The sequence below is a fragment of the Klebsiella sp. 64 genome (genome assembly GCF_018223915.1).
Lineage (GTDB): Bacteria > Pseudomonadota > Gammaproteobacteria > Enterobacterales > Enterobacteriaceae > Klebsiella > Klebsiella pneumoniae.
Window position 1 is genome coordinate 1 of sequence record NZ_JAGRQZ010000044.1, and the last position, 21,862, is coordinate 21,862.

Consider the following 21,862-nt stretch of genomic DNA (forward strand, 5'->3'; position numbering starts at 1 on the left):
GCCTTTAATACGATAGATAACCAGCTGTTCGTCCAGCAGGGTGGCTTTCACCGGGGCGCCGGCAATATCGCAGGCGCGGGCCACCGGGTGCCAGCAGCGGGCCAGCCGCAGCCAGTCTTCCGGGTCAAAGGTGCAATGGGCGGGGGGCGTGGGGGGGGTTGTCTTCATGATTTCTCTTCCTGCTCACATCGGTGATTGTTTTATTGTTGTGAGATTATTGTTGTCATATTAGGGTGTTCACATCCATCACCATTAATTCACTCTGCTGTTGCAAAAAAGAGTACAGGGGCGCCATGAGTCCATTTTCCCGTTTCGCGCACTATTTCATCGCCGTGGCCCGCTGCGGCAGCCTGCGCCGGGCCGCCGAGCAGCTGCATATTTCCGCCTCGGCGATTAACCGCCAGATCCTGCAGGCTGAGGAGGCCTTCGGCACCCCGCTGTTCGAGCGCCTGCCGGAGGGACTGCGGATGACCACCGCCGGTGAGTTGCTGTATGACAACCTGCTGCGCTGGCAAAAGGAGTTTCGCCAGACGCGGCAGAAATTCGATGAGCTGCAGGGGATGAAGCGCGGAAGCGTTAGCGTTGGCATGGTGCAGGCGCTGGCGGAAGGGGGTTTCGCCGCCGCGCTGGCGGAGATCATCGCCAGCTGGCCGTGGCTGGAGCTGGATCTGCAGGTGGCTGACAGCCACACCGTCAGCCAGAAAGTGCGTCAGGCGGACCTGGACGTCGGCCTGATCCTCGATCCGCAGGGGCAGGCTGGACTCAGCGTGCTGGCCTTTGCCGAACTGGAGGTTGGGATTGTGATGCGTCCGGACCATCCCCTGGCGGGGGCGAAAGCGCTGTCTTTGGGCGAGCTCAGCCTGGAGCGGCATATCGTGCCCGGCGCGCCGCTGATCGTCCATGAGCGGGTGGCGCTCCTCTATCGCCACCATGACTTTGCGCCGGAGAATACCATCAGCTGCAATGATATCCGGCTTATCAAGTCGTTGGTGCTGCGCGGCAGCGGCGTGACGCTCCTTAGCCTGCTCGACGTGCTGGACGAGGTCCAGCGTGGACAGCTGGCCTTTGTCCCGCTGCGCAGTACGCTGCTGCGACCGCTGACCCTGGCGCTGTGTACTGCGCCCTCGCGTCAGCTTTCGCGGCCCGCGCAAATGGCCATTCAGACGCTGAGTGCGGTGATCGAATCCATGGCGACGGTCAGCCCAGCGGCCCGCTGAGGATGGTGTCGCACATGCCGTTGATAATGCGCTCCCCGGTCTCCTCACGCAGCTCCTGGTACCAGGCTTCGGTGAGCTGCATATCCTTCCCGTGGGTAATATCGCACCGTTTGCGCGCCTTCAGCACCAGGTCACGAACCCGGTCGCAGCGCTGGGCTTCATACTCGCGCAGGGCGGCCGCAATATCTCGGGTCTGGCGGAAAACGGCGCCCAGCACCACTGCATCTTCCATCGCCGCGCAGCCTCCCTGGCCAATATCCGGGGTGGTGCTGTGTCCGGCATCGCCGAGCAGCGCGACGCGGCCGCGCACCAGGCGGCTGAAAGGTTCGATATCATGGATTTCAATGCGGTTGGTGGTCTGCGGGTCGAGGGCGGCTATCAGCTTCTGCACCGGCGGCGCCCAGCCGGCAAAGTAGCGGCTGAGGTCAGCGCGCAGGGTGTCACGATCTTCCGCCAGACCCGCCGGCAGCGGCACATCAAAGAAAAAGTAGAACCGGCCGGCGGAGACCGGCATCAGCGAGACGCGCTTGCCTTCGCCGACAAAGGTGGTCCACTGATCGCCGGGGGCCAGCGCTTCATCTATCTCCACCAGACCGTTCCAGTTGACGTAGCCGGCGTAGCGGCGCTGCGGGGTAAAGCCCAGCACCCACGGACGCAGTGCGGAATGGCTGCCGTCGGCGGCAATCAGCAGATCGCCGCTGGCGCTGCTGCCGTCGGTAAACCATACCGTCACGCCGTCGGCGTCTTCTTCACAGCGGGTGACGCGTTTGCCGAACTGCACGCTGTCCCGTCCCCAGTAATCCAGCATTTCCCGCTGCAGTTCTGCCCGGGAGACCGGGCAGGGGCGGCTGCCGGTGCGTTCGATCAGCGGGGCGAGACTGAACTGGGTCATGTTCTCGCCGCTGCGGAAATCACGATACGCCATCCGGCGCAGCGGCCCGCCGAAGGTCTCCATGATGTCGCCCATGCCGAGGTGGGCCATGCACTTCACGCCGTTGGGCCACACGGAAATCGCTGCGCCGACCGGTTTGATCTCTTTCACCGCTTCATAGACGTCGCAGTCGATCCCCGACTGTTTGAGCGCCACTGCCGCGCTTAAACCGCCGATGCCGGCGCCAATCACGATTGCTTTCATTTTTTTCTCCTTCTCCCGATGTTGTGACTGACTACAGCAATTTGCGTACCAGTTCGCCGGAGGGAGGAAAACCGCCTGCCTGAGGCACAGCGATGGCTCATGACGCACCGCATCGGTGCAATATGAGGTATTGGTTGCCTTTTTATGAATCAAAAGTTTCTGTATGTTGCATTAAGAATCTATCGTTTCAGGCGCCTGGTTCAGCAGCGGAGAGGGGTGATGCATCACGAGCGTAATCTAAGTTGATGATTTTGGAGTGATAATAAATTTATTGGTGCCCTTTTGTCGTCTCTGGCCTGCTTTGTGCACTAGCCCATGCACTTCTCTTTGCTACGGGATATCACTATGTCTGACGAACATCACAGTGGCCTGCTTTACGGCCTTGAACAGCGGATCCCACCGCTTCCGGCCTTTTTCAGCGCTCTCCAGCATGTGCTGGCGGGCCTGGTGGGGATCATCACGCCGCCGCTGATTATCGGCGCTACCCTCGGGCTTGGCGACTGGCTGCCGTATCTCATCAGTATGTCGCTGCTGGCCTCGGGCATTGGCACTTTTCTGCAGTCCAATCGGGTATGGGGCATCGGCGCCGGGATGATCTGCATGCAGGGCACCAGTTTTGCCTTCCTCGGCGTGACGGTGGCCGGAGGGATGTGGGTAAAAGCGCAGGGCGGCGGGCCGCAGGATATGATGGCGATGCTGTTTGGCGTTAACTTTGTCGCCGCTCTGGTGCCGGTGATTGTCAGCCGCTTTATCGAACCGCTGAAGAAAATCTTTACTCCCATCATTACCGGCAGCGTGATTGCGCTGATCGGCATCAGCCTGATCAAGGTCAGCGTCATCAACTGGTGCGGTGGGGAAAAGGCAGAGGATTTCGCCAGCATGAGCAACATCGCGCTCGGGGCGGGCACCCTCGGGGTTATCGTCCTGCTGAGCTGCGCCAAAAACCGCTGGCTGCGTCTCTCCTCGGTGGTGGTGGGCATTGCCGTGGGCTGCATCGCAGCGGGGCTGAGCGGTCAGTTCCATCTCCACAGCCTGGGCGACACTCTGTTTCGCCTGCCGACGCTGTTTCCGTTCGGCTTTCAGTTTAACAGCGCGATATTTCTGCCGGTCGCCCTGGTGTCGCTGGTCTGTATTCTGGAGGCGGTGGGCGATCTGACGGCCAACTCGCTCATTTCGCAACAGTCTGTTGACGATCGCGCTTTTCGTAACCGGCTGAAGGGCGGTATCCTGGCGGATGGCGTCAGCTGTATGGTGGCGGCCATGCTCTGTGCTTTTCCGAACACCACCTTCGCGCAGAACAACGGCGTGATCCAGATGACCGGGGTGGCCAGCCGCTATGTCGGACGCTACATTGGCGTGATTCTGATCCTGCTCGGGCTGTTTCCCCCGGTGGGCGAACTGCTGCGGCAGATCCCGGCGCCGGTGCTGGGGGGCGCCACGATGGTGATGTTTGGCTGCGTGGTGGCGGCCGGGATCCGGATTATTACCCAGACCCCGCTGAGCCGTCGCGATGTGCTGATCGTGGGGCTGGCGTTTGGCGCGGGTCTTGGCGTGGAGTCGGTGCCGGCGTTTCTCAGCCATTTTCCGCCGATGGTCGGCGATCTGTTCGGTTCGGCAGCCACCAGCGGTGGGCTGGTAGCGATAGCGCTGAACCTTATTCTGCCGCAGGAGCAGGCGGCGACGAAATCGTTAAGGAGTCAGGATGATCGCGCTGAGTCAGTTTAACAGCCTGAGCAAAGATGAGGCGGCGGGGCTGCTGGCCCCTTGCGTGGCGATCCCGGCCTGGGGCGAGATGCTGGTGAGCTTACGACCTTTCGCCAGCCGCCATGCGCTGCTGCAGGCCGCCCGTAAGGCGATGGCTAACTGGGGAGAGGACGAGCTGAACGCGGCGCTCAGCGCCCATCCGCGGATCGGTGAGAAGCCGACCGGCGGCCAGGCGCACGCGGCGCTGTCGCGCCAGGAACAGTCGGCGGTGGACAGCGAGAATGAGCGGCTCGCGCAGGCCCTGCGGGAGGGCAATGCCCGCTACGAAGCCCGCTTTGGCCGTGTGTTTTTAATCCGCGCCAAAGGGCGCAGCGGCGAAGAGATTCTGCAGGCGCTGACGCGCCGGCTGCAGCATACCGCTGACGAAGAAGTGGCCGAGGCGCTTGCCCAGCTGCGGGAAATTACGATGTTAAGACTGGAAGGAGCGATTGGCGAATGAGCACCCTGAGCACCCATATTCTGGATATTTCCACCGGCACGCCGGCGGAAGGCGTGACGGTCAGCCTGAGCCGGGAGGGCGAGACGCTGGCGAACCTGGTGACCAATGCCCAGGGGCGTATCGCCACCTTTAGCGCCGCGCCGTTGCCGGCGGGGCGCTATTGCTTAACAGCGGAAACCGGGGCGTGGTTTGCCCGCGCCGGGCGCGAGAGCGTCTTTACCCGGGCGCAGATTGATTTTGTTATCGGCGAGGCGGCAGAGGACCATTTCCATCTGCCGTTTCTCATCGCCCCGGGCGGGTGGTCGACCTACCGCGGCAGCTAAGCCCGTCTGCCCGTTGCCGGGCGGCGCTGCCCTTGCCCGGCCTGGATCGTTACGGAGCGGTGAGAGACAGCCCGTAGGCCCGGTAAGGCGCAGCCGACACCGGGCATGTACAGGTGGCTCCGGCGATCATCCTTCCTGTTTTATCCCCACACAAGGATAATTATTCTCTTATCCCCACCAGGGGATATCCTTGACATTATCCCCTGTAGGGTATAAAACCAAGTTTATCCCGACAGGGGGATAAATGATGGTGAGGAACAAGGCGATGAATTCCCCGCAGATATACAGTCCCGTGCAGCTGGCCAATTACCTGAAGCTGCTGCGCCAGCAGAACCACTGGACCCAGGATGCGCTGGCCAGGCGGATCGGCATTAAGCAGGCCACGCTGTCCAATTTTGAAAATCACCCCGACAAAACCACCTTAACCACGCTGTTTAAGATCCTCCAGTCGCTGGGGGTGGTGATGACGCTGAACGCCAAAGCTGCTGAGACGGCGCCGGCTCCCGATAACAACACGGACCTTGACTGGTAATGGCGACGCTTACCACCTGGATGAACAATGTGCGCGTGGGAACCTTAACCCGCCAGGCTAACGGGGCGCACAGTTTTCGCTATGACGAAGAGTGGCTGCGCAGCCCGCGCGCCAGACCGCTCTCCCTCTCACTGCCGCTGCAGTATGGCAATATCACTGCCGACGCGGTGTATCACTACTTTGATAACCTGCTGCCCGACAGCCCGCAGGTCCGCGACCGGATCGTCAGGCGCTATCAGGCGCGCTCGAAGCAGCCGTTCGATCTGCTGGCCGAAGTCGGGCGGGATAGCGTAGGGGCGGTGACCCTCCTGCCGCCGGGGGAAGAGGCGCACCTGGAAGGATTACGCTGGCAGACGCTGGACGAGGCGCAGCTTACCGCCTTGCTGACCGCTTACCAGTCGGATATCCCCCTCGGGATGATTACCGGCCAGGACGATTTCCGTATCTCGGTGGCCGGCGCCCAGGAGAAAACGGCGCTGCTGCGGATGGGCGAGCAGTGGTGTATTCCGCAGGGCGCCACGCCGACCACGCATATCATTAAGCTGCCCATCGGCGAGATAAAGCAGCCCAATGCGACGCTGGATCTGCGTGAAAGCGTGGATAATGAGTATCTGTGCCTGGCGCTGGCCAGAGAACTGGGCCTGGCGGTGCCGGAAGCGGAGATCATCGCCACCCCGCGGATCCGCGCCCTGGCGGTAACCCGCTTCGACCGGCGCTGGGCGCAGGAGGGACGGGTGCTGCTGCGTCTGCCGCAGGAGGATCTGTGTCAGGCTTTTGGTCTTCCTTCAGCGATGAAATATGAGTCTGACGGCGGGCCGGGTATCGCCGCGATCATGACCTTTCTGCTGGGCTCGAGTGAAGCGCTGAAAGATCGCTATGACTTTATGAAGTTCATGGTCTTCCAGTGGCTGACGGGGGCGACGGACGGTCACGCAAAAAACTTCTCAATTTACCTGTTGCCCGGCGGCAGCTACCGCTTAACACCGTTCTACGACATTATTTCGGCGTTTCCGGTGCTGGGCGGCACGGGACTGCATCTGCGCGATCTGAAGCTGTCGATGGGGCTCAATGCCACAAAAGGGCGTAAAACAGAGATTAACGCCATCTATCCGCGTCATTTTCTGGCGACGGCCAAAGCGGTGAACTTTCCCCGGGAGCAGATGCTGGCGATCCTCCAGGAGTTTGCCGGGCATGTGCCGCAGGCAATCGAAAGCGCTCGCCGGACGCTGCCGGCGGACTTTTCCAGCCACGTCTGGCAGGCCATTACAGAGAACATGCTGAAGCTGCACGCCCGCCTGCAGCAAGGGCTGCAGGCGCTATAGCAGAGCCGGCTGGCGGCTAGCTCTGCGGCTGCCCCCAGCGGCTGCGCAAATAGTTAACCGCCTGCCGGGTTTGCGGCTGATTGAGGTTGTTTTCGCGGAACAGGATGGTGCCCTGGATCTGCGGCAGAGTCTCATTGAGATCGAGCTGCTTTTTCAGCTCCGGCACGCCGCCATCCACCGTCCAGTCAGGCTCATTTTTGGACGGTTCACCCACCTTGTACAGCGCCACGCCGATATACAGCCGGGTATGCGTCGGTTTAACCACCTCGGCCCACCAGTTGGCCAGCACATCATAGCGCGCGGCATCGCGGGCAAACGGCCAGTAGATCTGCGGCGCGATGTAGTCGAGCAGTCCCTGCTGCACCCAGCTGCGGGTATCGGCATAGGATTCATCATAGGCGGCCGCGCCCCGGGTATCGGACCCCGCCGGATCGTGGGAGCGGTTGCGCCACACCCCGGCCGGGCTCACGCCAAACTCGACGTTCGGATTGAGCTTTTTGATGGTGGTGGAAACCTGGGCTATGAGCTGCTGGGTGTTATGCCGCCGCCAGTCGCCCTTCGAGGCATAGCCCTGCCCGTAACGGCGGAAAGTCTCGTTGTCGTTAAGCGGGGAAGAGGCGGTTTCGGTATAGAAATAGTCGTCGAACTGCACGCCGTCAATCGGGTAGTTCTGCACCACTTCAGCGACGATGCTGGTGATCCAGTCACGCGCTTCGGGAATGCCCGGGTCGAGAACAAAGCGATCGCTGGCGGTGCGGATCCAGTTACGGTGCAGGACGAACACGCTGGCCGGTACCTGGGTGAGGGTGTTGTTCAGCTCGGCAATCGTCGACGGTTTGGTGTTGACCGAGACGCGATAGGGGTTAAACCACGCGTGAACCTTCATGCCGCGCTTGTGCGCTTCATCCAGCATAAACTGCAGCGGATCGTAGCCAGGATATTCGCCGATTTTGCCGGTCAGCATATCGGACCACGGCAGAATATCAGACCGCCAGAGCGCCGTACCGTCCGGTTTCACCTGGAAAAAGACGGTGTTGATCCCCAGGCGCTGCAGGTTATCGAGTTTAGCGATCAGCGCCAGCTTCTGCTGCGTGATGCGGCTCTCCGGCGTGCTGGCGATAATCGACCCGACCGGCGGCCAGTCAAGGCGCGAAACGGTGGTGAGCCACACGCCGCGCACCGGCTCCCGGTGCGCCTGCCCGGCTTTGACGGCGGCAGCGTTCGGCGGCGTGACAAGGGATTTAGGGGCTTTACTGGTGCAGCTGAACAGCATGCCAGCGGCGATGAGCGCCGCGCCTGCCAGCGCCACTTTGCTGGCTAAGGGGAATCGACGAGAATGGCTGATGATGAACTCCCGTGTACTCAGATCGTCGCGTGTAGGCGCTATTCTCTTACTATTCGCCGGTCAGAGCAATTCCTTCATCCGCTTCATCCGTCGGTTCGCCATCGCCTAGTCATAATGCAAGGTATAGGTCGCGACGGCCGACACCTGGCCGGCGGTGATCCGGGAACGTGTCTGGTAGTAGCGGGCAGTGAGCGGCAGGGTAAACCGGCCCGCGCTCGCGCTGCCCAGCGTCATCTCATGATTCAGTACGACCGACTGACGATGGTAAAGCAACTGCACGCCAATACCCTGCGCCCGATCGTCGGTGGCGTCATTGCGCAGAACGCCATGCCCCCGGGCGGTGAGGGGCTCCGCGCCGTCAACTCGCAGGGAAACCGTGACCGCGCTGTTGCAATCCAGCTGCAGCGCGAAAGGGGTGTCGCCGGTGGTTTTGCCGACGCCGCCGAAGTGGTCAAGCATCGCCGCAGGGAGCTTGATCAGGGCTGGCGTGGCGTCATTCACTGAACATCCCGCGGTGCTGATCCTGCCGGTTAAGTCTAACGCGGCCAGCGGGGTATGCTCCGCCATTAAAAAGCGCTCGCTGTGATACTCAAGCTCGCCCGGCGTCGCCGCGGGACCGGTTTTAATGAGCTCAATCGTCAGGCGGAAATAGCCCAGTTTCCACACCGCATCGGGCAATGCGGCGGGATTGTCCACCCGTTGGCTAAACGGCGAGGGCGTCGGCCGGTCAGGAAAGCCGCCATAGCCGCCGATAGCGCGCAGCGATACGCGAACGCCAATGCCGGCGAGGTTAGTTTGATAAACCGTCGGTCGCGTCACTCCCCCGGACAGCAGACTGTCCAGCAGCAGCGGTGACAGCCCGTGCGGATCGTCCGCGCAGCGGATCCACTGTTCGCCGCCGTCGCTAAGGCGGTTCCAGGCGAAACTTTTATGATACAGCGGGGTGCCGGGTCTGGCGTCAGCCGGAACCGTGAGCTGCCCCACGTTCAGCCGAAGGGGGGAGGCCTGGCCGCGGACAAACACTGGCGTACAGGCCCATCCGCTGGCGGCCGGTAACAGAATAAATAACAGCGTCAGGGCGACCCGACGCAGGAGAGTTAAAAAGGACATGATAACGTCTGCTGTAAGATGAGTGGATGGGGGGTCTGCGCCAGCGTCGGGGTGAGATCGTAGCGGGCGCTACAGCGCTGCTGAGGGCCTGGCCCCCATTGCGCATACAGGGTGCCTTTTGGCGCCAGGCCGGCCAGGTACACCTGACCCTCGCTGGCAACGATGCTGTTGGTGTCCTTAGCGCGTACTTCGCTGCCAAAGGGCAGCGGTTGTCCCCGCGACTGCAGCGTAAACAGCGCCTTATAGCCAACGTGGGTGTGAAAGCGCGCCAGAACCACCGCGTCTTTGGTAGGGACCAGCGTCACGGTGCTGTTGGCCAGATCCACATTCTCCGGCAGCGAATGGCTGTCGAGAGACACGTCGTTGCGGTGATAGGCGGTGGCGAAGGGCAGCACGGCGTACCCGTCACCATTGGTGGCGATGGTTTTCTGGTTGGCGAGGGTCACACCCCCGGCGCCACCGGCGTCAATCAGGACGACAGCGCCATTCATTTCCGGTGTAAAGACTACCCCGTGGCGGTGAATCAGAATGCCCCCGCTGGCGCCGTAGTTCAGACGAGCGGCCTGCGAATCGTGGCTGTAGCCGAGATTCAGATCGCCTCTTCCACTGCTGTACCCGGCCGTCAGGCTGCCGCTGGACCCGTTTTGCCGATCGCGGGTTTGGCTGACGGCGTAGCTAAGCGCGTGATTGTCCAGCAATGTGCCGTTGAGGCTGACCATCTGACTGCCAACGCTGTGGCGGGAGGAGGTCAGGGTATAGCCGGCATAGCTCCCCGGCAGCAGGTGGCTCAACGGCACGGAAAGTGACAATGTCACCACTTTGTCGGAATGCGGCTCGTCATCCTCCTCGTCACCGTGGCTGCTGCGGGAGTCGCTGTAGCTGAGCGACCACGCGATACCGTGAACCTGGCTGCTGATCCCCATATTGGCGGTACGCTGTGAGGCGCCCCCTGACCAGTAGCTGTCCTGGTCGAGGCTCAGATAGAGGGTGATATCGTACGGCAGGCTCTGGCTGGCGGTGATTTGCAGGGTTGCTTTTTTGTTGTCGCTATCCTGCAGGTCGTCTTCGTTACCCGGGCTGGAAAACGCCTCGCTCAGCGTGGCATAGCGCTGATGCGAATAACGCCAGCCGGTGAAAGTCAACTGCGTGCCGAGACGATCAAAACCTTTGCTGTACTGGAGCTGCCAGGCCCGGCCATCGATCGGATCCTGCTGGTGCCGGTCGCGGGCGTTTAACAGCTGCAGCGAGAGCGCCCCGGCTTCTCCCAACCCCTGTCCTTCGCCGACCGAGAGGTTATGGTATTGCGCCGCGCTCTGCAGTCCGCCAAACAGCGTCAGGTTATGGGCGAACCCGCGCATCAGCGACAGCTGCATCATCAACGGTCGCTGGCTGGCATCGTCGCTATGGTAGCGCCCGGCGACCAGGTTGTATTTCAGGCTGCCTTCGCGCTGCATGCTGGTCACCGAAGCATACGGCTGGGTGAAGCGGCGGATTTCGCCATCCGACTCTTTGACGGCAACCTCAAGATTGCCGCTGCTGGCGGTGGGATAAAGATCGTCAATCACGAACGCGCCGGGGGTGACGTAGGTTTGATACAGCACGTAGCCATTTTGCCGAACCGTGACCTGGGCGTTGGTTCTGGCAATCCCGCGGATGGTCGGGGCAAAACCTTTCTGCGAGTCCGGGAGCATTGCATCGCTGGAGGCGAGGGATATTCCCTGAAACTGTACCGCGTCAAACACATCGCCCGACGTGAAGGTATCCCCGAGGGTCAGTTCACTCTGCCAGCGCGTGAGGTCGCGCTCAAGCCAGGCGCCGCTGGTCGTCCACTGGGGCTTATCATCGCTGTTGGCGGTCAGGCTATTGCTGGCGCGCAGGCGCCAGGCGCCGACGTTCACGCCGCTTTTCAACATCAGATAGTTATCGCGCTCGGTGCTGCCCTCGCGGGTACGCTGGCTGGCGCCTGAATAACGATAGTTACTCTGAAAGGCGCTAATACCTTCGTCCCACAGCGCAGAGGGAACATTATCCCTCGCCCGGTGCGTCATCAGCGCCTGAGGAATGGTCATTACCAGCCGCTGATGAGCAAAATCGAAATTGACCGTGCTGCCCGGCAGCAGCGCGTTGAGCTCGGGACATGAGCGGGACGTTGCGCCGGTCGCCTGGGACAGCACGGCCGGGTTAACTCCGGCCTGCAGCAGATCTTCCGGCTTAAGGCAGGGCGTGAGCTGTCCGCGATCGTTCTGGCGAAACGTGACGGTCTTACGGGCGTCCAGCGTGACGCCGTTGACCTGCCAGCTCACCGGATAGACGCCTGGCGGCTGGCCCGCCTGCTGATTGAAGCGTTGCAGATCCACTGCCGGCAAATGGTCGTTTTTCTCCAGCAGATCCATATTAAAGGTCGCCTGGGCGTGCAAGAGCGCGCTCTGTCCGCCCAGCAGGATGGAGAGGCTGACGACGGTAACGGTATGAGCCGGGCCGTGGCGCATCGCGACATCAGACGCTTAGTGCGCCGAAACGGGGGCGCTAAACGTCTGCACAGCGCCAAAGTCATCCAGAATGCGCCAGCTCACCTCGCGGGCGCAGGCCTCGCCGGGGAGGGAATACTCTTCACGGCTGTGAGGAGCAATCACGCTGCGCTCAAGCGGCGTTTTCTGGTTCTGGCCCGCGCAGGTGAGCGTGGTGATAGTCACATAATAGGGGGAGGCATTCTCCGCCTGCAGGTGGTTGCCGCTGACCCGCCAGCGCAGGTGCTGCGCCGCGTCGAGCGCCGAGCCAGGGAGCCCTGCCGGGCGATAAATGAGCTTCAGTTGATTCTTAATAGCAAATTGCAGAATGTTCTCGCCAGCCGGCGCGGTATTGGCAGGGATCACTTTGATATTCAGGGTGAACAAACTTTCCCGATCGTTTGGCAGTTGCGCCGAGGTTAATAACACGCGCAGATCGTTGCTGTCTCCGGCATCCAGACGGAACAATGGCGGGGTGACGATAAACGGTGATTTATTATTATCAGCCAGATCGTCTACCCAGCTCTGAATAAGCACCGGATCGTGAGGATTGGTGTTTTTTACCGTGATGTCTGCCTCATGGCTTTGTTCATTATAAATGACACGAGTGCCGGCAATGGCAACCCCGGCGGCAGACGCCAGGAACGGGCAAAAGAGAAGGCTCAGGATAAAAGCCGCTTTATAACACTGCATAATTGAGGATCCGGTCACGAGGAATGAGAATAAGGGCAGGGGGACGCTGCCCTTGGAAAAGTGGCAATCAGGACATTCTATTCGTACACAATATCAATATTGGCCGTGGCATTAATATTGCCGGCGGTGACATCCTGTGAGGAATCGCTCTTCAGATCGGCAATAAAGTTAAATGCAATATCACCGTTTTCGTCGGCTTGCGAAACCGCCGTTTTGCTCTGCTTGTCAAAGGTCAGCTGAGTGCCTTCCGTTGAGCCGTCAGGGGAAGAGAAGACTTCAATGCCCACCCCTTTAGCGGTATCCGCGGCGTCAGAGAGCGCCAGCACGGCGGCGCTGGTGCCGTTAGCGTTGGTGTCCGGAGTACCTTCCAGGCTGATACTGATGTTCTGCGCCAGTGGGCAACCGGTGAGGTTGATAGTGAACGGCGTTTCTGCGGTTTTCGCTTCATGGGATTTCAGCGCCGACATATCGACGTTGCCAAAATCGACATTAACATCGCCACCGTTATTGGCGATCTGGCAGGACTCGTTAATAATTTTACCGGTGAAATTCAGTGTACCCGCCGCGCGGGTGGTGGTCACAGTAGCCAGACTTAAGGCCAGCAGTGAACCAACAACCAGCAGGGTGCCTTTTTCTTTCATACTCAAACCTTATTAAATAATCACAAGTTAACAAAAGCGTTTAACATTTTTAAAGCATGTTTTTTATTTCTGTTCACAAAAAAACGGTAAGCATCGCTAATGTATATTACCGTCGGGGGCGGGATTATACGGAGAACATCGTAAAGGCCCATTGATAAGATGTGTTAAGCTGTAACATTATTTATTTTTTGGTGTAAGTATAATCTCATTAAATATTAAAAAGAGCCCCATACGTATAATGCATTATTTCCGGGAGATAACTGTTCTGAGCAAATTTTACGAAAAAGTTGCTGTTATTCCCGGCAGTTGACCGGGTGGCCCGGAATAATCATTTACGCTGCCGCTATTTTGCAGTAGCGTGGAGTGACGGCAGGAAGCCGCAGGTTGTAGGGCACAGAAACGATGCTGTGCCGCGCAGTGTCACCCGTTATCAAGGAAGATTGCTATGTCTCCATTCCGTCTCGCTCTGCTATGTCTGTGCCTGGCGCCGCTGGCGTCGTCTGCTGCGCTTTCCGGCCAGGTTCATTTTTCAGGACGGGTCATCAATCCGGCCTGTGTTATCGCCCCCCGGCACGATCGTATCGATGTCTCGTGCCAGCACCATTCACCGGAACAGGTCGCCTTGACAAACAACCGTCCTCGCTACGCCATGCCGGACAATCGTGGTGAGGTCAGTATTCACTGGCGAAATGCGCAGCATAGTGAAGCGGATGTCATTATTCGCTATCGCTAAGGCGGGATAAAGGCAATGAAGAGTAAGCTGATGCAAGGAGGTAAAGGATAAACCGTTGTGCGGTTTATGCGCGCATCAGCCATAACCAGCGGGCAGGCGCGCGCGCAGAAAATCATTCATGAAAACAATTATTGCCGCCGCCCGGCGGCAGAATCAGGTGTCGTCTGGCGCCCAAGCGAGCTCCGGGATCGGAAAGCGGCCCACCGTCATAGAGAAAGGGAAGCAACTCAGCGGATCCGCGACTGTTCATCGTCGCGTAACGTCAGCACCTCAAAACCGTTGGCGGTGACGGCCACGGTGTGCTCCCATTGCGCGGAGAGTTTTTTATCGCGGGTAACCACCGTCCAGCCATCTTTTTTGGTTTTGATACGGCTGTCGCCCTGGTTGACCATCGGCTCAATGGTGAACACCATGCCTTCCTGCAGCACGGCGCCTTCTCCGGGGCGGCCGTAATGCAGCACCTGCGGTTCCTCATGCATTTCCTGACCGACGCCGTGACCGCAATATTCTCTGACCACGCTATAGCCATGTTCCTCCACCCAGCGCTGAATAGCGTGGCCAATATCGCCCAGCGTCGCGCCAGGCTTCACCACCTCAATGCCTTTCCACATCGCTTCATAGGTAGTCTTTACCAGCCGGCGGGCCAGCGGGGAGACATCGCCTATCAGGTACATCTTACTGGAGTCGGCAATCATGCCCGCTTTCTCGAGGGTGATATCGACGTTAACAATCATCCCGGAGCGCAGATGTTCGCTCGCTTTGGGGATCCCGTGGCACACCACATCGTTAATGGAAGTGTTCAACACATAGGGAAAATCGTATTGCCCCTTGCTGGCCGGGCGGGCGTGCAGCTGGTTGACGATAAAATCTTCCACTCGATCGTTAATCGCCATCGTCGTTACGCCGGGAACGATAAAAGTATCCAGCATATCAAACACTGACGCCAGCAGCTGGCCGGCATGGCGCTGCCGGGCGAGTTCGTCGGCGGTTTTAATGATTATTGATGGCATTGATCACCTCCAGCAGACGGTCAGAGCCGGATTTCAGCATCAGCAGTTTGATCTGCTGGTGGTTAAGCTCAGGGTAGAGTTCGCTCATCATGCCCAGACGGATCCAGTATTCCGCCTGGGCATTGACGGAGCGGGACATGGCTTTGCTGGCATCACGAATATCATCGTGCAGCAGATCGGAGATTTTGACGATTCCCATAGATATATACCGTAATGATTCGTATATACATCGTATACAATCCAGCGCGGGATGTCCTTGGCATTTTGTGGCGTGGATGGCGAGCACCATGCAAAAAAGCCCGACCAGCGGGCTTATATTCAGCATTTTTTCGGGTTAAAAATTCGCGCTGTGCACCATGGCGAAAATTACCCATTAGATTATCGGTATGCAGAAAGAAAATAACATGATGGCGACGCATCAATATATTTAATGCAGGTGTTAATTTTGCGTATTAATATTCTCCCGTCAGGCCGGGAATCCGAAGGATTTACAGCGCGTCAGTGAGTTTATCCACCACCACTTTACCCGCATTATCGAACTGCGTAATGCGGAAACTGTCGCTCCAGGAGCGGCGGGTGGTGAAGCGGTCAAACAGGGATACCCGGCCTTTGCGCTGGCCATCTTTACTTAAAATAACCCATTCGGTCACCGAAGAATAATGCTGGCTATTGTCATGCCGACTCTGTTGTTCAACAAGCTGGTCTTCTTTTTCCACTTTTAAATAATCGCGCAACATATTTAACCTCCATAGAAAGTATTATTAACATTACTCCTTTTATTTATTCTTTCAATCAAACTTTTTAATCAATAAAAGTAACTATTAGTGGGCGACCTAAGTGCAAAAATCGCGGGGAATATCACTCCTTCGGACGGCCTGGTCCACTACGCTTAACGAGATCGTCCGCCGCGCCTACTGCGGTGTCCGGGTCAGAAAGAGGCCAACAAAAGGCTATCTCCTTGTATTCTTAATAGGCGTAATTCTGCTATATCTAATGCGTTTTGCCACGATCAAGCCACAGAGAGCGCTGTACCATGAGTAACGATCACCTGACGGATATTGCCTATCGCCACTTTATTGAAAGCGTTAAAGATTATGCCATCTATATGCTGAGCGCCGACGGCACGGTCATTAGCTGGAATGAGGGCGCCCGCCGGGCAAAAGGGTACCTGAGCGATGAGATCATCGGTCGCTACTTCGGTCTCTTCTATAGCGAAGCTGAGCAACTCTCTGGTGTACCCGCAAAAAACCTGGAAATCGCCCTGCGTAGCGGGCAGTTTGAAGGGGAAGGCTGGCGGTATCGCAAAGACGGGTCCCGATTCTGGGCGCATGTCATGATCGATACCATCCGCGATGAGCAGAACACCCTGCTGGGTTTTGCCAAAATTACCCGCGACATTAGTGAACAGAAGGCGATTAACGACCGCATCGCCTGGATGGCGCGCTACGATGCGTTAACCGGTTTACCCAATCGGGTGGAGTTTTTTGAACGGGTGGAGAAGCTGATCACTGGAAATGATGCCCGCCGCTTTGCCATTTTCACGATCGATTTAGACAAATTTAAAGAGATTAACGATCTGCAGGGCCATCTGATTGGTGACCAGCTGCTGCAGCGCGTGGCGGGCGCCGTGCTCAAAACGCTGCAGAAGGAGGAGATGGTCGCCCGCTTCGGCGGCGATGAGTTTGTGGCCGTTAAACCTTTTTCCGATGAGGGTGAAGTGGATGCCTTTGCTGCGCGCCTGTGGCACTGCTTCAGCGGTAAGCAGACGTTTGCCGCGACGGAAGTGGTTCTCTCCGCCAGCATTGGCATCTCAGTCTACCCGGAGGACGGCACGGATATTAATACGATACTGAGCAATTCCGATCTGGCTATGTATCGGGCAAAAAGCAGCCTCGACCATAAGATTTGCTGGTATGAACGTGAAATGGATGACAAGACGCGGCAGCGCAATATGATGGCCGCCGATATCCGGCGCGGTATTCACGCCGGGGAGTTTTCGCTCCACTATCAGGCTATCCGCAACATCAAAGATCGTAGCATCACCGGTTACGAGGCGCTGCTGCGCTGGCAGCATCCGCAGCTGGGGACGATCCCGCCGGACGTGTTTATTCCCATCGCCGAAGAGAGCGGCGCCATCGTGCCCTTAGGTTACTGGGTGCTCGAGCAGGTGTGTAACGAATCGCTGGAAAATGGTTTGAACAGAAAAGTTTCGGTCAATATCTCTCCGGTGCAGTTGCGTCATCGTAGCTTTATCGAAAAAGTCCGCGAGATCCTGATGCGTACCGCCTACCCGGTCAGTCTGCTGGAGTTTGAGGTCACCGAAACGGCGTTTGTGATCAATAAACAGCTGGCGTTCAGCGTTCTGCATCATCTGCAAAAAATGGGGATCAGTATTGCGCTGGATGACTTTGGCACCGGTTACTCCTCCCTGAGCATGCTGCGCGATTTTCATTTCGACGTCATCAAACTCGACCGCAGCTTTATGACAGATGTGGAGAGCAACCCTCAGGTACGCTCATTCGTGCGAGCCATTATTTCGCTGGGCAATTCGATCAATACGCCGCTTATCGCCGAGGGGGTGGAAACGGCTGGACAACTGCAGATCCTCGAAGAGGAGGGATGTGACGAGATGCAGGGATTTCTGTTCGGCGAGCCGGTCGATATCAAACACCTGCCCGACCGGCGCTGATGCGCCCACCCTCCGCTGGTGGGCGTAAGGGCGTTATTGATGCGCAAGCGCTGCCTGCCCGGAAAGATGCAGCAGCGCCGAGCGCAGCGAGACCTCGAACATCTGACCGTGCGTCAGGCCGGGGTAGCGCCAGAAGGCTACGGTCAACCCTTTACTGGCAAGCTGCTGTTGGGTTTGACGCAACACCTCAAGCGAGGCCTCGTGCCCGGACGGCTCTCCACGGGCTTTACCGTCACCCTCGAGTAGGTACAGCGATTTCCCGCGAAAGCGGACGGCATCAAGACTTTGGCTTGCCTGCAAAGGCGATTGCTGGGCCTGACCTAGCGACGGGCTGGCGGAATAGTAGATCCCGAACGGCGAAGCCTTCCTCCACGCGTCGAGCACAAACAATCCGCCGTAGGAGTGGCCCCAGATAGCGCGCTGGTGGGGATCTATTTTCAGGTTAGCTTCCGTCTGGGGAACCATCGTTTCGGTCAGCAGCTGGCGAAAAGCATCATTGCCGCCGGTTTTACGCGGCGGTAGCGCGGGTTTCCCGGCGCGAGGCTCATGCGTCTTTAGCGGTGGAGTGTAATCCCAGGCGCGGGCTGCGGTATCAAAGGGCAGCGCGGTCTGGTAGCCGATAGCGACGATCACCGGCGGGGAGCCGGCGAAGAGCTGCTGCAGAAACGCGTCGTCGAGTTTATCCATCACCGCGTTGCCATCCAACATATACAGTACCGGATAGCCGGCGGCGGGCGGGGCTTTGTCCGGCACTGCGGTCCATACCCGGTAGTGACGTTCGCCATCGGCAGAATCATACTGGCGTTGCGTAAAGTGGTAAAACGCCGACCCTTTATCCGCAATGTTCGGCCCCAGCGGCTGAAGATCCGGCCGGGCAATACTGCCGCTGCTGTAGAAGAGTGCGCCAATCGCCAGCGTCAGCAGCCCGCTCGTACGACCTGTTGTGATGCTCCCTGAACTCAACTTCACCTCGTCTGTCCCCCTGTTTTGTTGCTTCTGGCGTTATTGTTGGGCTGACACGTTAGCACAGCTTCTATGATAATGGTTCTCATTTCTTTTTCTGGCGTTGCCACAAACTGTATGCTGGGGGAGCGGGTGACGGGATAAACGGAGATGACGAAGATAAGGACCCTGTAGGCGGTCATAAAAGAAAATTCAGGAACGATCGTGAAGGTGACTCAACAGTTTTTTGACCAGCGGAGTGAGCGCAATAAACAGCAGCGCAATAATTACGATCAGCAAGAGCGTCAGCCCTTTATGGTGGCTGATAAGCACCAACAGCATCGCCAGCGTCATGGTATGATCCTTTAATAAATGGCGTTAACCACCGCCAAGGTGAATAAAATTCAACAGAATGGTTATGACCACCCAGGCCAGCAGCAGATAGCGTCGTTTATCGCGTCGAGCTTCCAGCGCAGCAAAATAGTTAGCGCTGTACCAGGTCGATATGATAATAGCCAGCGTGATGATGACCTGCCAGATCGCCTCGCTGAAACCGGTGACGATGCTTATGCCACGAAAGCAGAGGACAATCGCAATACCGTTAAACGCATTACACATCAGCCATCCCCACAGACTTGCGGGTCGGCTAAATAAATATCCCAATCGTAAAACCAATGTCGTATTCACCCTGCAAAAATAATCGCGCTGTAAAATGCATTTTAACGATCGAACAGGTATTGATATAAATCAAAACTAATGGAATACCGCAGGAATCACTGGCGTACGGTGCTAACAGCGCGAGCAATAAACCTGAGGATCAGTAGCCCTGGAGAATATTTAACTCATTGTTTTAATGACATTTTAGTTATGAGACACCTGCGGTAACGTGCGTACTTCAAGCAAGTAGCAATACGTTGGTTTCTCTGGTTATTATTACCATTGAGGTTATAACGGGGAGAATCAGATTATTCGCCATGTTTGCTGGGCGAGGGGTGAAAATCCGACCGGGGCCAGAGCTCCGGTCGGTGTCATACTTAATGGGGCAAGGCGTTATGCTGCAGAATTTTCAGGAAATCATGTTTGTCTGAGATTAATGACAGTGCGTTAGCGATCAGCTCATCGCTAAATATCGAGGCAATTTCCTTGAGTACGTCAATATGCTCTTTCTCTTTCGCGATCACGCCGATGGCAATAAACATTACATTGCTCCGATCCCAGATTACGCCATCAGGAAACTGATAGATCTCAATCCCGGTTTTAAGGATGATATCCGTCGCGGATTTCGGCAAATGCGGCAGGGTGATGCCATTGCCTAAAAAGGTCGAGACCTGATGTTCACGCTCCAGCAGAAAGTGGACACATTCCTGATTGACATAGCCTTTGGCTTTAAACTCCGCGCCGATCATGGCGATGACTTCCGCTTTATTACTGGCTTTGCAGCCAATATGCAGATTATCCAGCGTGATGTTATCGATCATAACCAACCTCCCTGGTGAGACAAGTGGATTTTTTATCTTCATGGTTTGCTGACAGCTCTGCTTCTAACTGCTCAAGCGATTTATTGGAGGTCTCGGGCAGGGCAAAGACCACGAAAAGAATGGCTAAATAGTTAATGGCGGCGAAGATAAAGAAGACTGGCCCAAGGCCCAGTTTTGCCTGCAGCAGCGGGAACAGATAGCTGACCACCGCGTTCATGATCCACATGAAAAATACCGAGATCCCCATCGACAGTCCGCGGAATTTCAGCGGGAACAGTTCGGCTAATACCACCCAGGTAATAAAGCCCATGGAGCCCTGCATCACGCCGACGAACAGCGCGCCCAGCAGCCAGATGGCGGTAGCTTTCAGGTCACCCACCAGGGTGTAATCGACAGCGGCGATAATCAGATGCAGGGTTGCCATAATGGCGAAACCGTAGATGATGATTGTCTTACGTTTGAAGCGGTCGACAAGGAACAGTACCCCGATCAGCATACCGCCCACGGAGAAAACACCGTTCAGCACGTTGCAGATCAGCGAAGTACGCTCTGAGAAACCGGCGGCACTCAGGATTTCCGTACCGTAATACATAATGACGTTAACGCCGGTGGTTTGCTGCAGTGCGGCCCAGGTAATGCCGACCAGCAAAATTTTGAGGATCCAGGGTGTTTTGACAATCGTCGCAAAGGTGCTCTGGGCGCTGTACTTATTACCAGCTTCAATTTTGATCAGGGTAGAGATGTCATCGTACTCCTTCTGCGCGCGTTCCGCCGGGCGGATTTGTTTGAGGATATGCAGCGCTTCATCATGACGATTTTTGCTGATCAGCCAGCGCGGGCTTTCCGGCGCGCGCCACATGCCAACGAACAGGCAGATGGCCGGAATCGCTTGTACCAGCAGCATATAGCGCCAGACGTCCGGCAGATGGCCCCAGATGATGCCAATGATCGCGTTGATGGCAAACGCCGCCAGCTGGCCAATGACGATGGCGACTTCATTCAGGCCGGTCAGCTTGCCGCGCATCTCGGTAGGCGCCACTTCTGAAATAAAAGTGGGGGCGGTGACCGAAGCGCCGCCGACGGCATAGCCCAGCAGGGCGCGGGCAATCAGCAGGGTAGTGATATCGGGGGCCGCGGCGGAAAGCAACGCGCCGATGAGAAAAACAAAGGAGAGAAAGAGTAAATATTTACGCCGGCCGAAGTAATCGGCAAATTTGCCGCCAAACACGCTGCCCAGCGCGGCGCCGACCAGCAGAACGCTCATTACCAGCCCTTCGGTGGTTGGGGTCAGCGCCATGTACTGCTTCAGTGAGGAAAAGGCGCCGTTGATAACGCCGGTGTCGTAACCGAAAAGCAGGCCGCCGAAGGTGGCCACTAAGGTGATCTGATGAAGTCGTTTTCTCTGTTGCTGGTTCAGGTTTGTTATAAATGACATGGTAGTCCCTTTATTTTGTTGAACGACACAAGATAAAAATACATCTCCCCAGTCAGGATTTATCACGCCTGTGTTGTCGTATCTAACTGAATTAAATGATTTTCTTCTTTGTGTAATTGCTCAGCACAAGGCAGGGTACGCTAAGCAATGGCGGTCAAAGAGGTTTACGGCTTGGTGTTGACATGGATGTAGTCGATATCCGTTCTCCTTTGCGGGTTAGCGGTCTTTAGTGCGTCAGTCGCGACGACATTTGCCGATGAACAGCGCTCTGGTGTGGCACGTTGCTGTCGCTCCGGCGATTTACCGTGGTAAGAATATGGCACAAAGAAATGGAATGAACATGCAACAAGATCACATTATGAAAATTTAATTTCAAGTCAGTGTTGCAGAATGGTAAATGCATGAAGCCAATCACAAAGGCTAAAGGGAGTATATCCCCATGAAAAGCAGGTTAAATTTACAGTGAGGTAATAACGATGTTGTTTTCAGTGGGTTAATGTAAATCGGAGAATACTACGCAGATCACATTTTTACGCCATAATATTGA

The 21,862-nt window shown here is 57.3% G+C and carries 22 protein-coding genes and 1 pseudogene; 8 read left to right on the forward strand and 15 right to left on the reverse strand.

What is annotated here, in order from left to right; genetic code table 11:
- A pseudogene (locus tag KHQ23_RS24695) lies at positions 1–168 on the reverse strand ((2Fe-2S)-binding protein); the annotation flags it as partial.
- Between the two features lie 125 nt (positions 169–293).
- Here KHQ23_RS24695 and hpxR point away from each other — a divergent pair.
- Positions 294–1,217: a LysR family hpxDE operon transcriptional regulator HpxR gene (gene hpxR / locus KHQ23_RS24700; protein WP_002904781.1), complete on the forward strand. Its 924-nt coding sequence runs from the start codon at positions 294–296 to the stop codon at positions 1,215–1,217.
- Here the strand turns inward: hpxR and hpxO are convergent.
- Complete coding sequence (gene hpxO / locus KHQ23_RS24705; RefSeq protein ID WP_002904783.1) at positions 1,198–2,352, reverse strand: FAD-dependent urate hydroxylase HpxO; 1,155 nt, start codon at positions 2,350–2,352, stop codon at positions 1,198–1,200. The two genes, hpxR and hpxO, sit on opposite strands and share 20 nt — an antisense overlap.
- Before the next feature lie 345 nt (positions 2,353–2,697).
- On the opposite strand from hpxO, the gene KHQ23_RS24710 reads away from it, so the two are divergent.
- The 5 genes from KHQ23_RS24710 (at position 2,698) to KHQ23_RS24730 (ending at position 6,732) form a co-directional block, all read left to right on the forward strand.
- On the forward strand, positions 2,698–4,077 hold the full coding sequence (locus KHQ23_RS24710; protein ID WP_004184021.1) for a nucleobase:cation symporter-2 family protein: 1,380 nt from the start codon (positions 2,698–2,700) through the stop codon (positions 4,075–4,077).
- The gene (gene uraD / locus KHQ23_RS24715; protein ID WP_032434523.1) at positions 4,055–4,555 is read left to right on the forward strand and encodes a 2-oxo-4-hydroxy-4-carboxy-5-ureidoimidazoline decarboxylase; all 501 of its coding nucleotides are present in this window, start codon (positions 4,055–4,057) and stop codon (positions 4,553–4,555) included. Before KHQ23_RS24710 ends, uraD begins: the two co-directional genes overlap by 23 nt.
- Positions 4,552–4,878 (forward strand): hydroxyisourate hydrolase, encoded by a 327-nt coding sequence (gene uraH, locus KHQ23_RS24720; RefSeq protein WP_002904788.1) that lies wholly within the window; start codon positions 4,552–4,554, stop codon positions 4,876–4,878. The genes uraD and uraH overlap by 4 nt, the downstream gene beginning before the upstream one ends.
- Positions 4,879–5,143: 265 nt before the next feature.
- A complete protein-coding gene (gene hipB, locus KHQ23_RS24725; RefSeq protein ID WP_002904790.1) occupies positions 5,144–5,410 on the forward strand; it encodes a type II toxin-antitoxin system antitoxin HipB in 267 nt (88 codons plus the stop codon).
- Positions 5,410–6,732, forward strand: coding sequence for a type II toxin-antitoxin system HipA family toxin (locus KHQ23_RS24730; protein ID WP_004176197.1), 1,323 nt, complete (start codon positions 5,410–5,412; stop codon positions 6,730–6,732). The genes hipB and KHQ23_RS24730 overlap by 1 nt, the downstream gene beginning before the upstream one ends.
- Positions 6,733–6,748: 16 nt before the next feature.
- Here the strand turns inward: KHQ23_RS24730 and KHQ23_RS24735 are convergent, their stop codons facing one another.
- From KHQ23_RS24735 to KHQ23_RS24755, 5 genes are all read right to left on the reverse strand, one after another.
- Positions 6,749–8,041, reverse strand: a complete 1,293-nt coding sequence (locus KHQ23_RS24735) for a glycoside hydrolase family 10 protein (protein ID WP_002904794.1) — start codon at positions 8,039–8,041, stop codon at positions 6,749–6,751.
- A gap of 141 nt (positions 8,042–8,182) precedes the next feature.
- Positions 8,183–9,187: a fimbrial protein gene (locus KHQ23_RS24740; RefSeq protein ID WP_032434525.1), complete on the reverse strand. Its 1,005-nt coding sequence runs from the start codon at positions 9,185–9,187 to the stop codon at positions 8,183–8,185.
- Positions 9,175–11,676, reverse strand: a complete 2,502-nt coding sequence (locus KHQ23_RS24745; RefSeq protein ID WP_032412215.1) for a fimbria/pilus outer membrane usher protein — start codon at positions 11,674–11,676, stop codon at positions 9,175–9,177. The genes KHQ23_RS24740 and KHQ23_RS24745 overlap by 13 nt, the downstream gene beginning before the upstream one ends.
- Positions 11,677–11,691: 15 nt before the next feature.
- Positions 11,692–12,387: a molecular chaperone gene (locus KHQ23_RS24750; RefSeq protein ID WP_004176194.1), complete on the reverse strand. Its 696-nt coding sequence runs from the start codon at positions 12,385–12,387 to the stop codon at positions 11,692–11,694.
- Between the two features lie 77 nt (positions 12,388–12,464).
- Complete coding sequence (locus KHQ23_RS24755; RefSeq protein ID WP_032434527.1) at positions 12,465–13,028, reverse strand: fimbrial protein; 564 nt, start codon at positions 13,026–13,028, stop codon at positions 12,465–12,467.
- Between the two features lie 445 nt (positions 13,029–13,473).
- Here KHQ23_RS24755 and KHQ23_RS24760 point away from each other — a divergent pair, with 445 nt between their 5' ends.
- Positions 13,474–13,761 carry a hypothetical protein gene (locus KHQ23_RS24760; protein ID WP_004176193.1) on the forward strand — a complete coding sequence of 96 codons (288 nt, stop codon included), beginning with the start codon at positions 13,474–13,476 and terminating at the stop codon, positions 13,759–13,761.
- A 227-nt stretch (positions 13,762–13,988) separates the two neighbouring features.
- Here the strand turns inward: KHQ23_RS24760 and map are convergent, their stop codons facing one another.
- The 3 genes from map to KHQ23_RS24775 form a co-directional block, all read right to left on the reverse strand.
- A complete protein-coding gene (gene map / locus KHQ23_RS24765) occupies positions 13,989–14,771 on the reverse strand; it encodes a type I methionyl aminopeptidase (protein ID WP_032412217.1) in 783 nt (260 codons plus the stop codon).
- The gene (locus KHQ23_RS24770; RefSeq protein ID WP_002904808.1) at positions 14,752–14,970 is read right to left on the reverse strand and encodes a ParD-like family protein; all 219 of its coding nucleotides are present in this window, start codon (positions 14,968–14,970) and stop codon (positions 14,752–14,754) included. Before KHQ23_RS24770 ends, map begins: the two co-directional genes overlap by 20 nt.
- Positions 14,971–15,259: 289 nt before the next feature.
- Positions 15,260–15,508 carry a hypothetical protein gene (locus KHQ23_RS24775; protein ID WP_002904810.1) on the reverse strand — a complete coding sequence of 83 codons (249 nt, stop codon included), beginning with the start codon at positions 15,506–15,508 and terminating at the stop codon, positions 15,260–15,262.
- A gap of 296 nt (positions 15,509–15,804) precedes the next feature.
- On the opposite strand from KHQ23_RS24775, the gene KHQ23_RS24780 reads away from it, so the two are divergent.
- Entirely contained in the window at positions 15,805–17,460 is a 1,656-nt protein-coding gene (locus KHQ23_RS24780; RefSeq protein WP_004143447.1) for a bifunctional diguanylate cyclase/phosphodiesterase, read from the forward strand.
- A 33-nt stretch (positions 17,461–17,493) separates the two neighbouring features.
- On the opposite strand, the gene iroE is transcribed toward KHQ23_RS24780, so the two are convergent.
- From iroE to KHQ23_RS24805, 5 genes are all read right to left on the reverse strand, one after another.
- Complete coding sequence (gene iroE / locus KHQ23_RS24785) at positions 17,494–18,429, reverse strand: siderophore esterase IroE (RefSeq protein WP_032434529.1); 936 nt, start codon at positions 18,427–18,429, stop codon at positions 17,494–17,496.
- Between the two features lie 186 nt (positions 18,430–18,615).
- Complete coding sequence (locus tag KHQ23_RS24790; protein ID WP_002904814.1) at positions 18,616–18,756, reverse strand: hypothetical protein; 141 nt, start codon at positions 18,754–18,756, stop codon at positions 18,616–18,618.
- 24 nt (positions 18,757–18,780) lie between these two features.
- Positions 18,781–19,020, reverse strand: a complete 240-nt coding sequence (locus KHQ23_RS24795; RefSeq protein ID WP_004143442.1) for a hypothetical protein — start codon at positions 19,018–19,020, stop codon at positions 18,781–18,783.
- A 416-nt stretch (positions 19,021–19,436) separates the two neighbouring features.
- On the reverse strand, positions 19,437–19,880 hold the full coding sequence (locus tag KHQ23_RS24800; RefSeq protein ID WP_002904819.1) for a PTS sugar transporter subunit IIA: 444 nt from the start codon (positions 19,878–19,880) through the stop codon (positions 19,437–19,439).
- Positions 19,870–21,315 (reverse strand): sugar porter family MFS transporter, encoded by a 1,446-nt coding sequence (locus KHQ23_RS24805; protein ID WP_032434534.1) that lies wholly within the window; start codon positions 21,313–21,315, stop codon positions 19,870–19,872. The genes KHQ23_RS24800 and KHQ23_RS24805 overlap by 11 nt, the downstream gene beginning before the upstream one ends.
- Positions 21,316–21,862 lie beyond the last annotated feature (547 nt).

Bases quoted from the DNA above. Each gene is read 5' to 3' on its own strand.
- KHQ23_RS24780 (WP_004143447.1), top strand. From the start codon at position 15,805: ATGAGTAACGATCACCTGACGGATATTGCCTATCGCCACTTTATTGAA.
- map (WP_032412217.1), bottom strand. From the start codon at position 14,771: ATGCCATCAATAATCATTAAAACCGCCGACGAACTCGCCCGGCAGCGC.
- uraH (WP_002904788.1), top strand. From the start codon at position 4,552: ATGAGCACCCTGAGCACCCATATTCTGGATATTTCCACCGGCACGCCG.
- hpxO (WP_002904783.1), bottom strand. From the start codon at position 2,352: ATGAAAGCAATCGTGATTGGCGCCGGCATCGGCGGTTTAAGCGCGGCA.
- KHQ23_RS24760 (WP_004176193.1), top strand. From the start codon at position 13,474: ATGTCTCCATTCCGTCTCGCTCTGCTATGTCTGTGCCTGGCGCCGCTG.
- KHQ23_RS24745 (WP_032412215.1), bottom strand. From the start codon at position 11,676: ATGCGCCACGGCCCGGCTCATACCGTTACCGTCGTCAGCCTCTCCATC.
- KHQ23_RS24795 (WP_004143442.1), bottom strand. From the start codon at position 19,020: ATGTGTAATGCGTTTAACGGTATTGCGATTGTCCTCTGCTTTCGTGGC.
- uraD (WP_032434523.1), top strand. From the start codon at position 4,055: ATGATCGCGCTGAGTCAGTTTAACAGCCTGAGCAAAGATGAGGCGGCG.
- KHQ23_RS24740 (WP_032434525.1), bottom strand. From the start codon at position 9,187: ATGTCCTTTTTAACTCTCCTGCGTCGGGTCGCCCTGACGCTGTTATTT.
- KHQ23_RS24730 (WP_004176197.1), top strand. From the start codon at position 5,410: ATGGCGACGCTTACCACCTGGATGAACAATGTGCGCGTGGGAACCTTA.
- hipB (WP_002904790.1), top strand. From the start codon at position 5,144: ATGAATTCCCCGCAGATATACAGTCCCGTGCAGCTGGCCAATTACCTG.
- KHQ23_RS24755 (WP_032434527.1), bottom strand. From the start codon at position 13,028: ATGAAAGAAAAAGGCACCCTGCTGGTTGTTGGTTCACTGCTGGCCTTA.
- KHQ23_RS24710 (WP_004184021.1), top strand. From the start codon at position 2,698: ATGTCTGACGAACATCACAGTGGCCTGCTTTACGGCCTTGAACAGCGG.
- KHQ23_RS24770 (WP_002904808.1), bottom strand. From the start codon at position 14,970: ATGGGAATCGTCAAAATCTCCGATCTGCTGCACGATGATATTCGTGAT.
- KHQ23_RS24790 (WP_002904814.1), bottom strand. From the start codon at position 18,756: ATGACGCTGGCGATGCTGTTGGTGCTTATCAGCCACCATAAAGGGCTG.
- KHQ23_RS24800 (WP_002904819.1), bottom strand. From the start codon at position 19,880: ATGATCGATAACATCACGCTGGATAATCTGCATATTGGCTGCAAAGCC.
- KHQ23_RS24805 (WP_032434534.1), bottom strand. From the start codon at position 21,315: ATGTCATTTATAACAAACCTGAACCAGCAACAGAGAAAACGACTTCAT.
- KHQ23_RS24775 (WP_002904810.1), bottom strand. From the start codon at position 15,508: ATGTTGCGCGATTATTTAAAAGTGGAAAAAGAAGACCAGCTTGTTGAA.
- KHQ23_RS24750 (WP_004176194.1), bottom strand. From the start codon at position 12,387: ATGCAGTGTTATAAAGCGGCTTTTATCCTGAGCCTTCTCTTTTGCCCG.
- hpxR (WP_002904781.1), top strand. From the start codon at position 294: ATGAGTCCATTTTCCCGTTTCGCGCACTATTTCATCGCCGTGGCCCGC.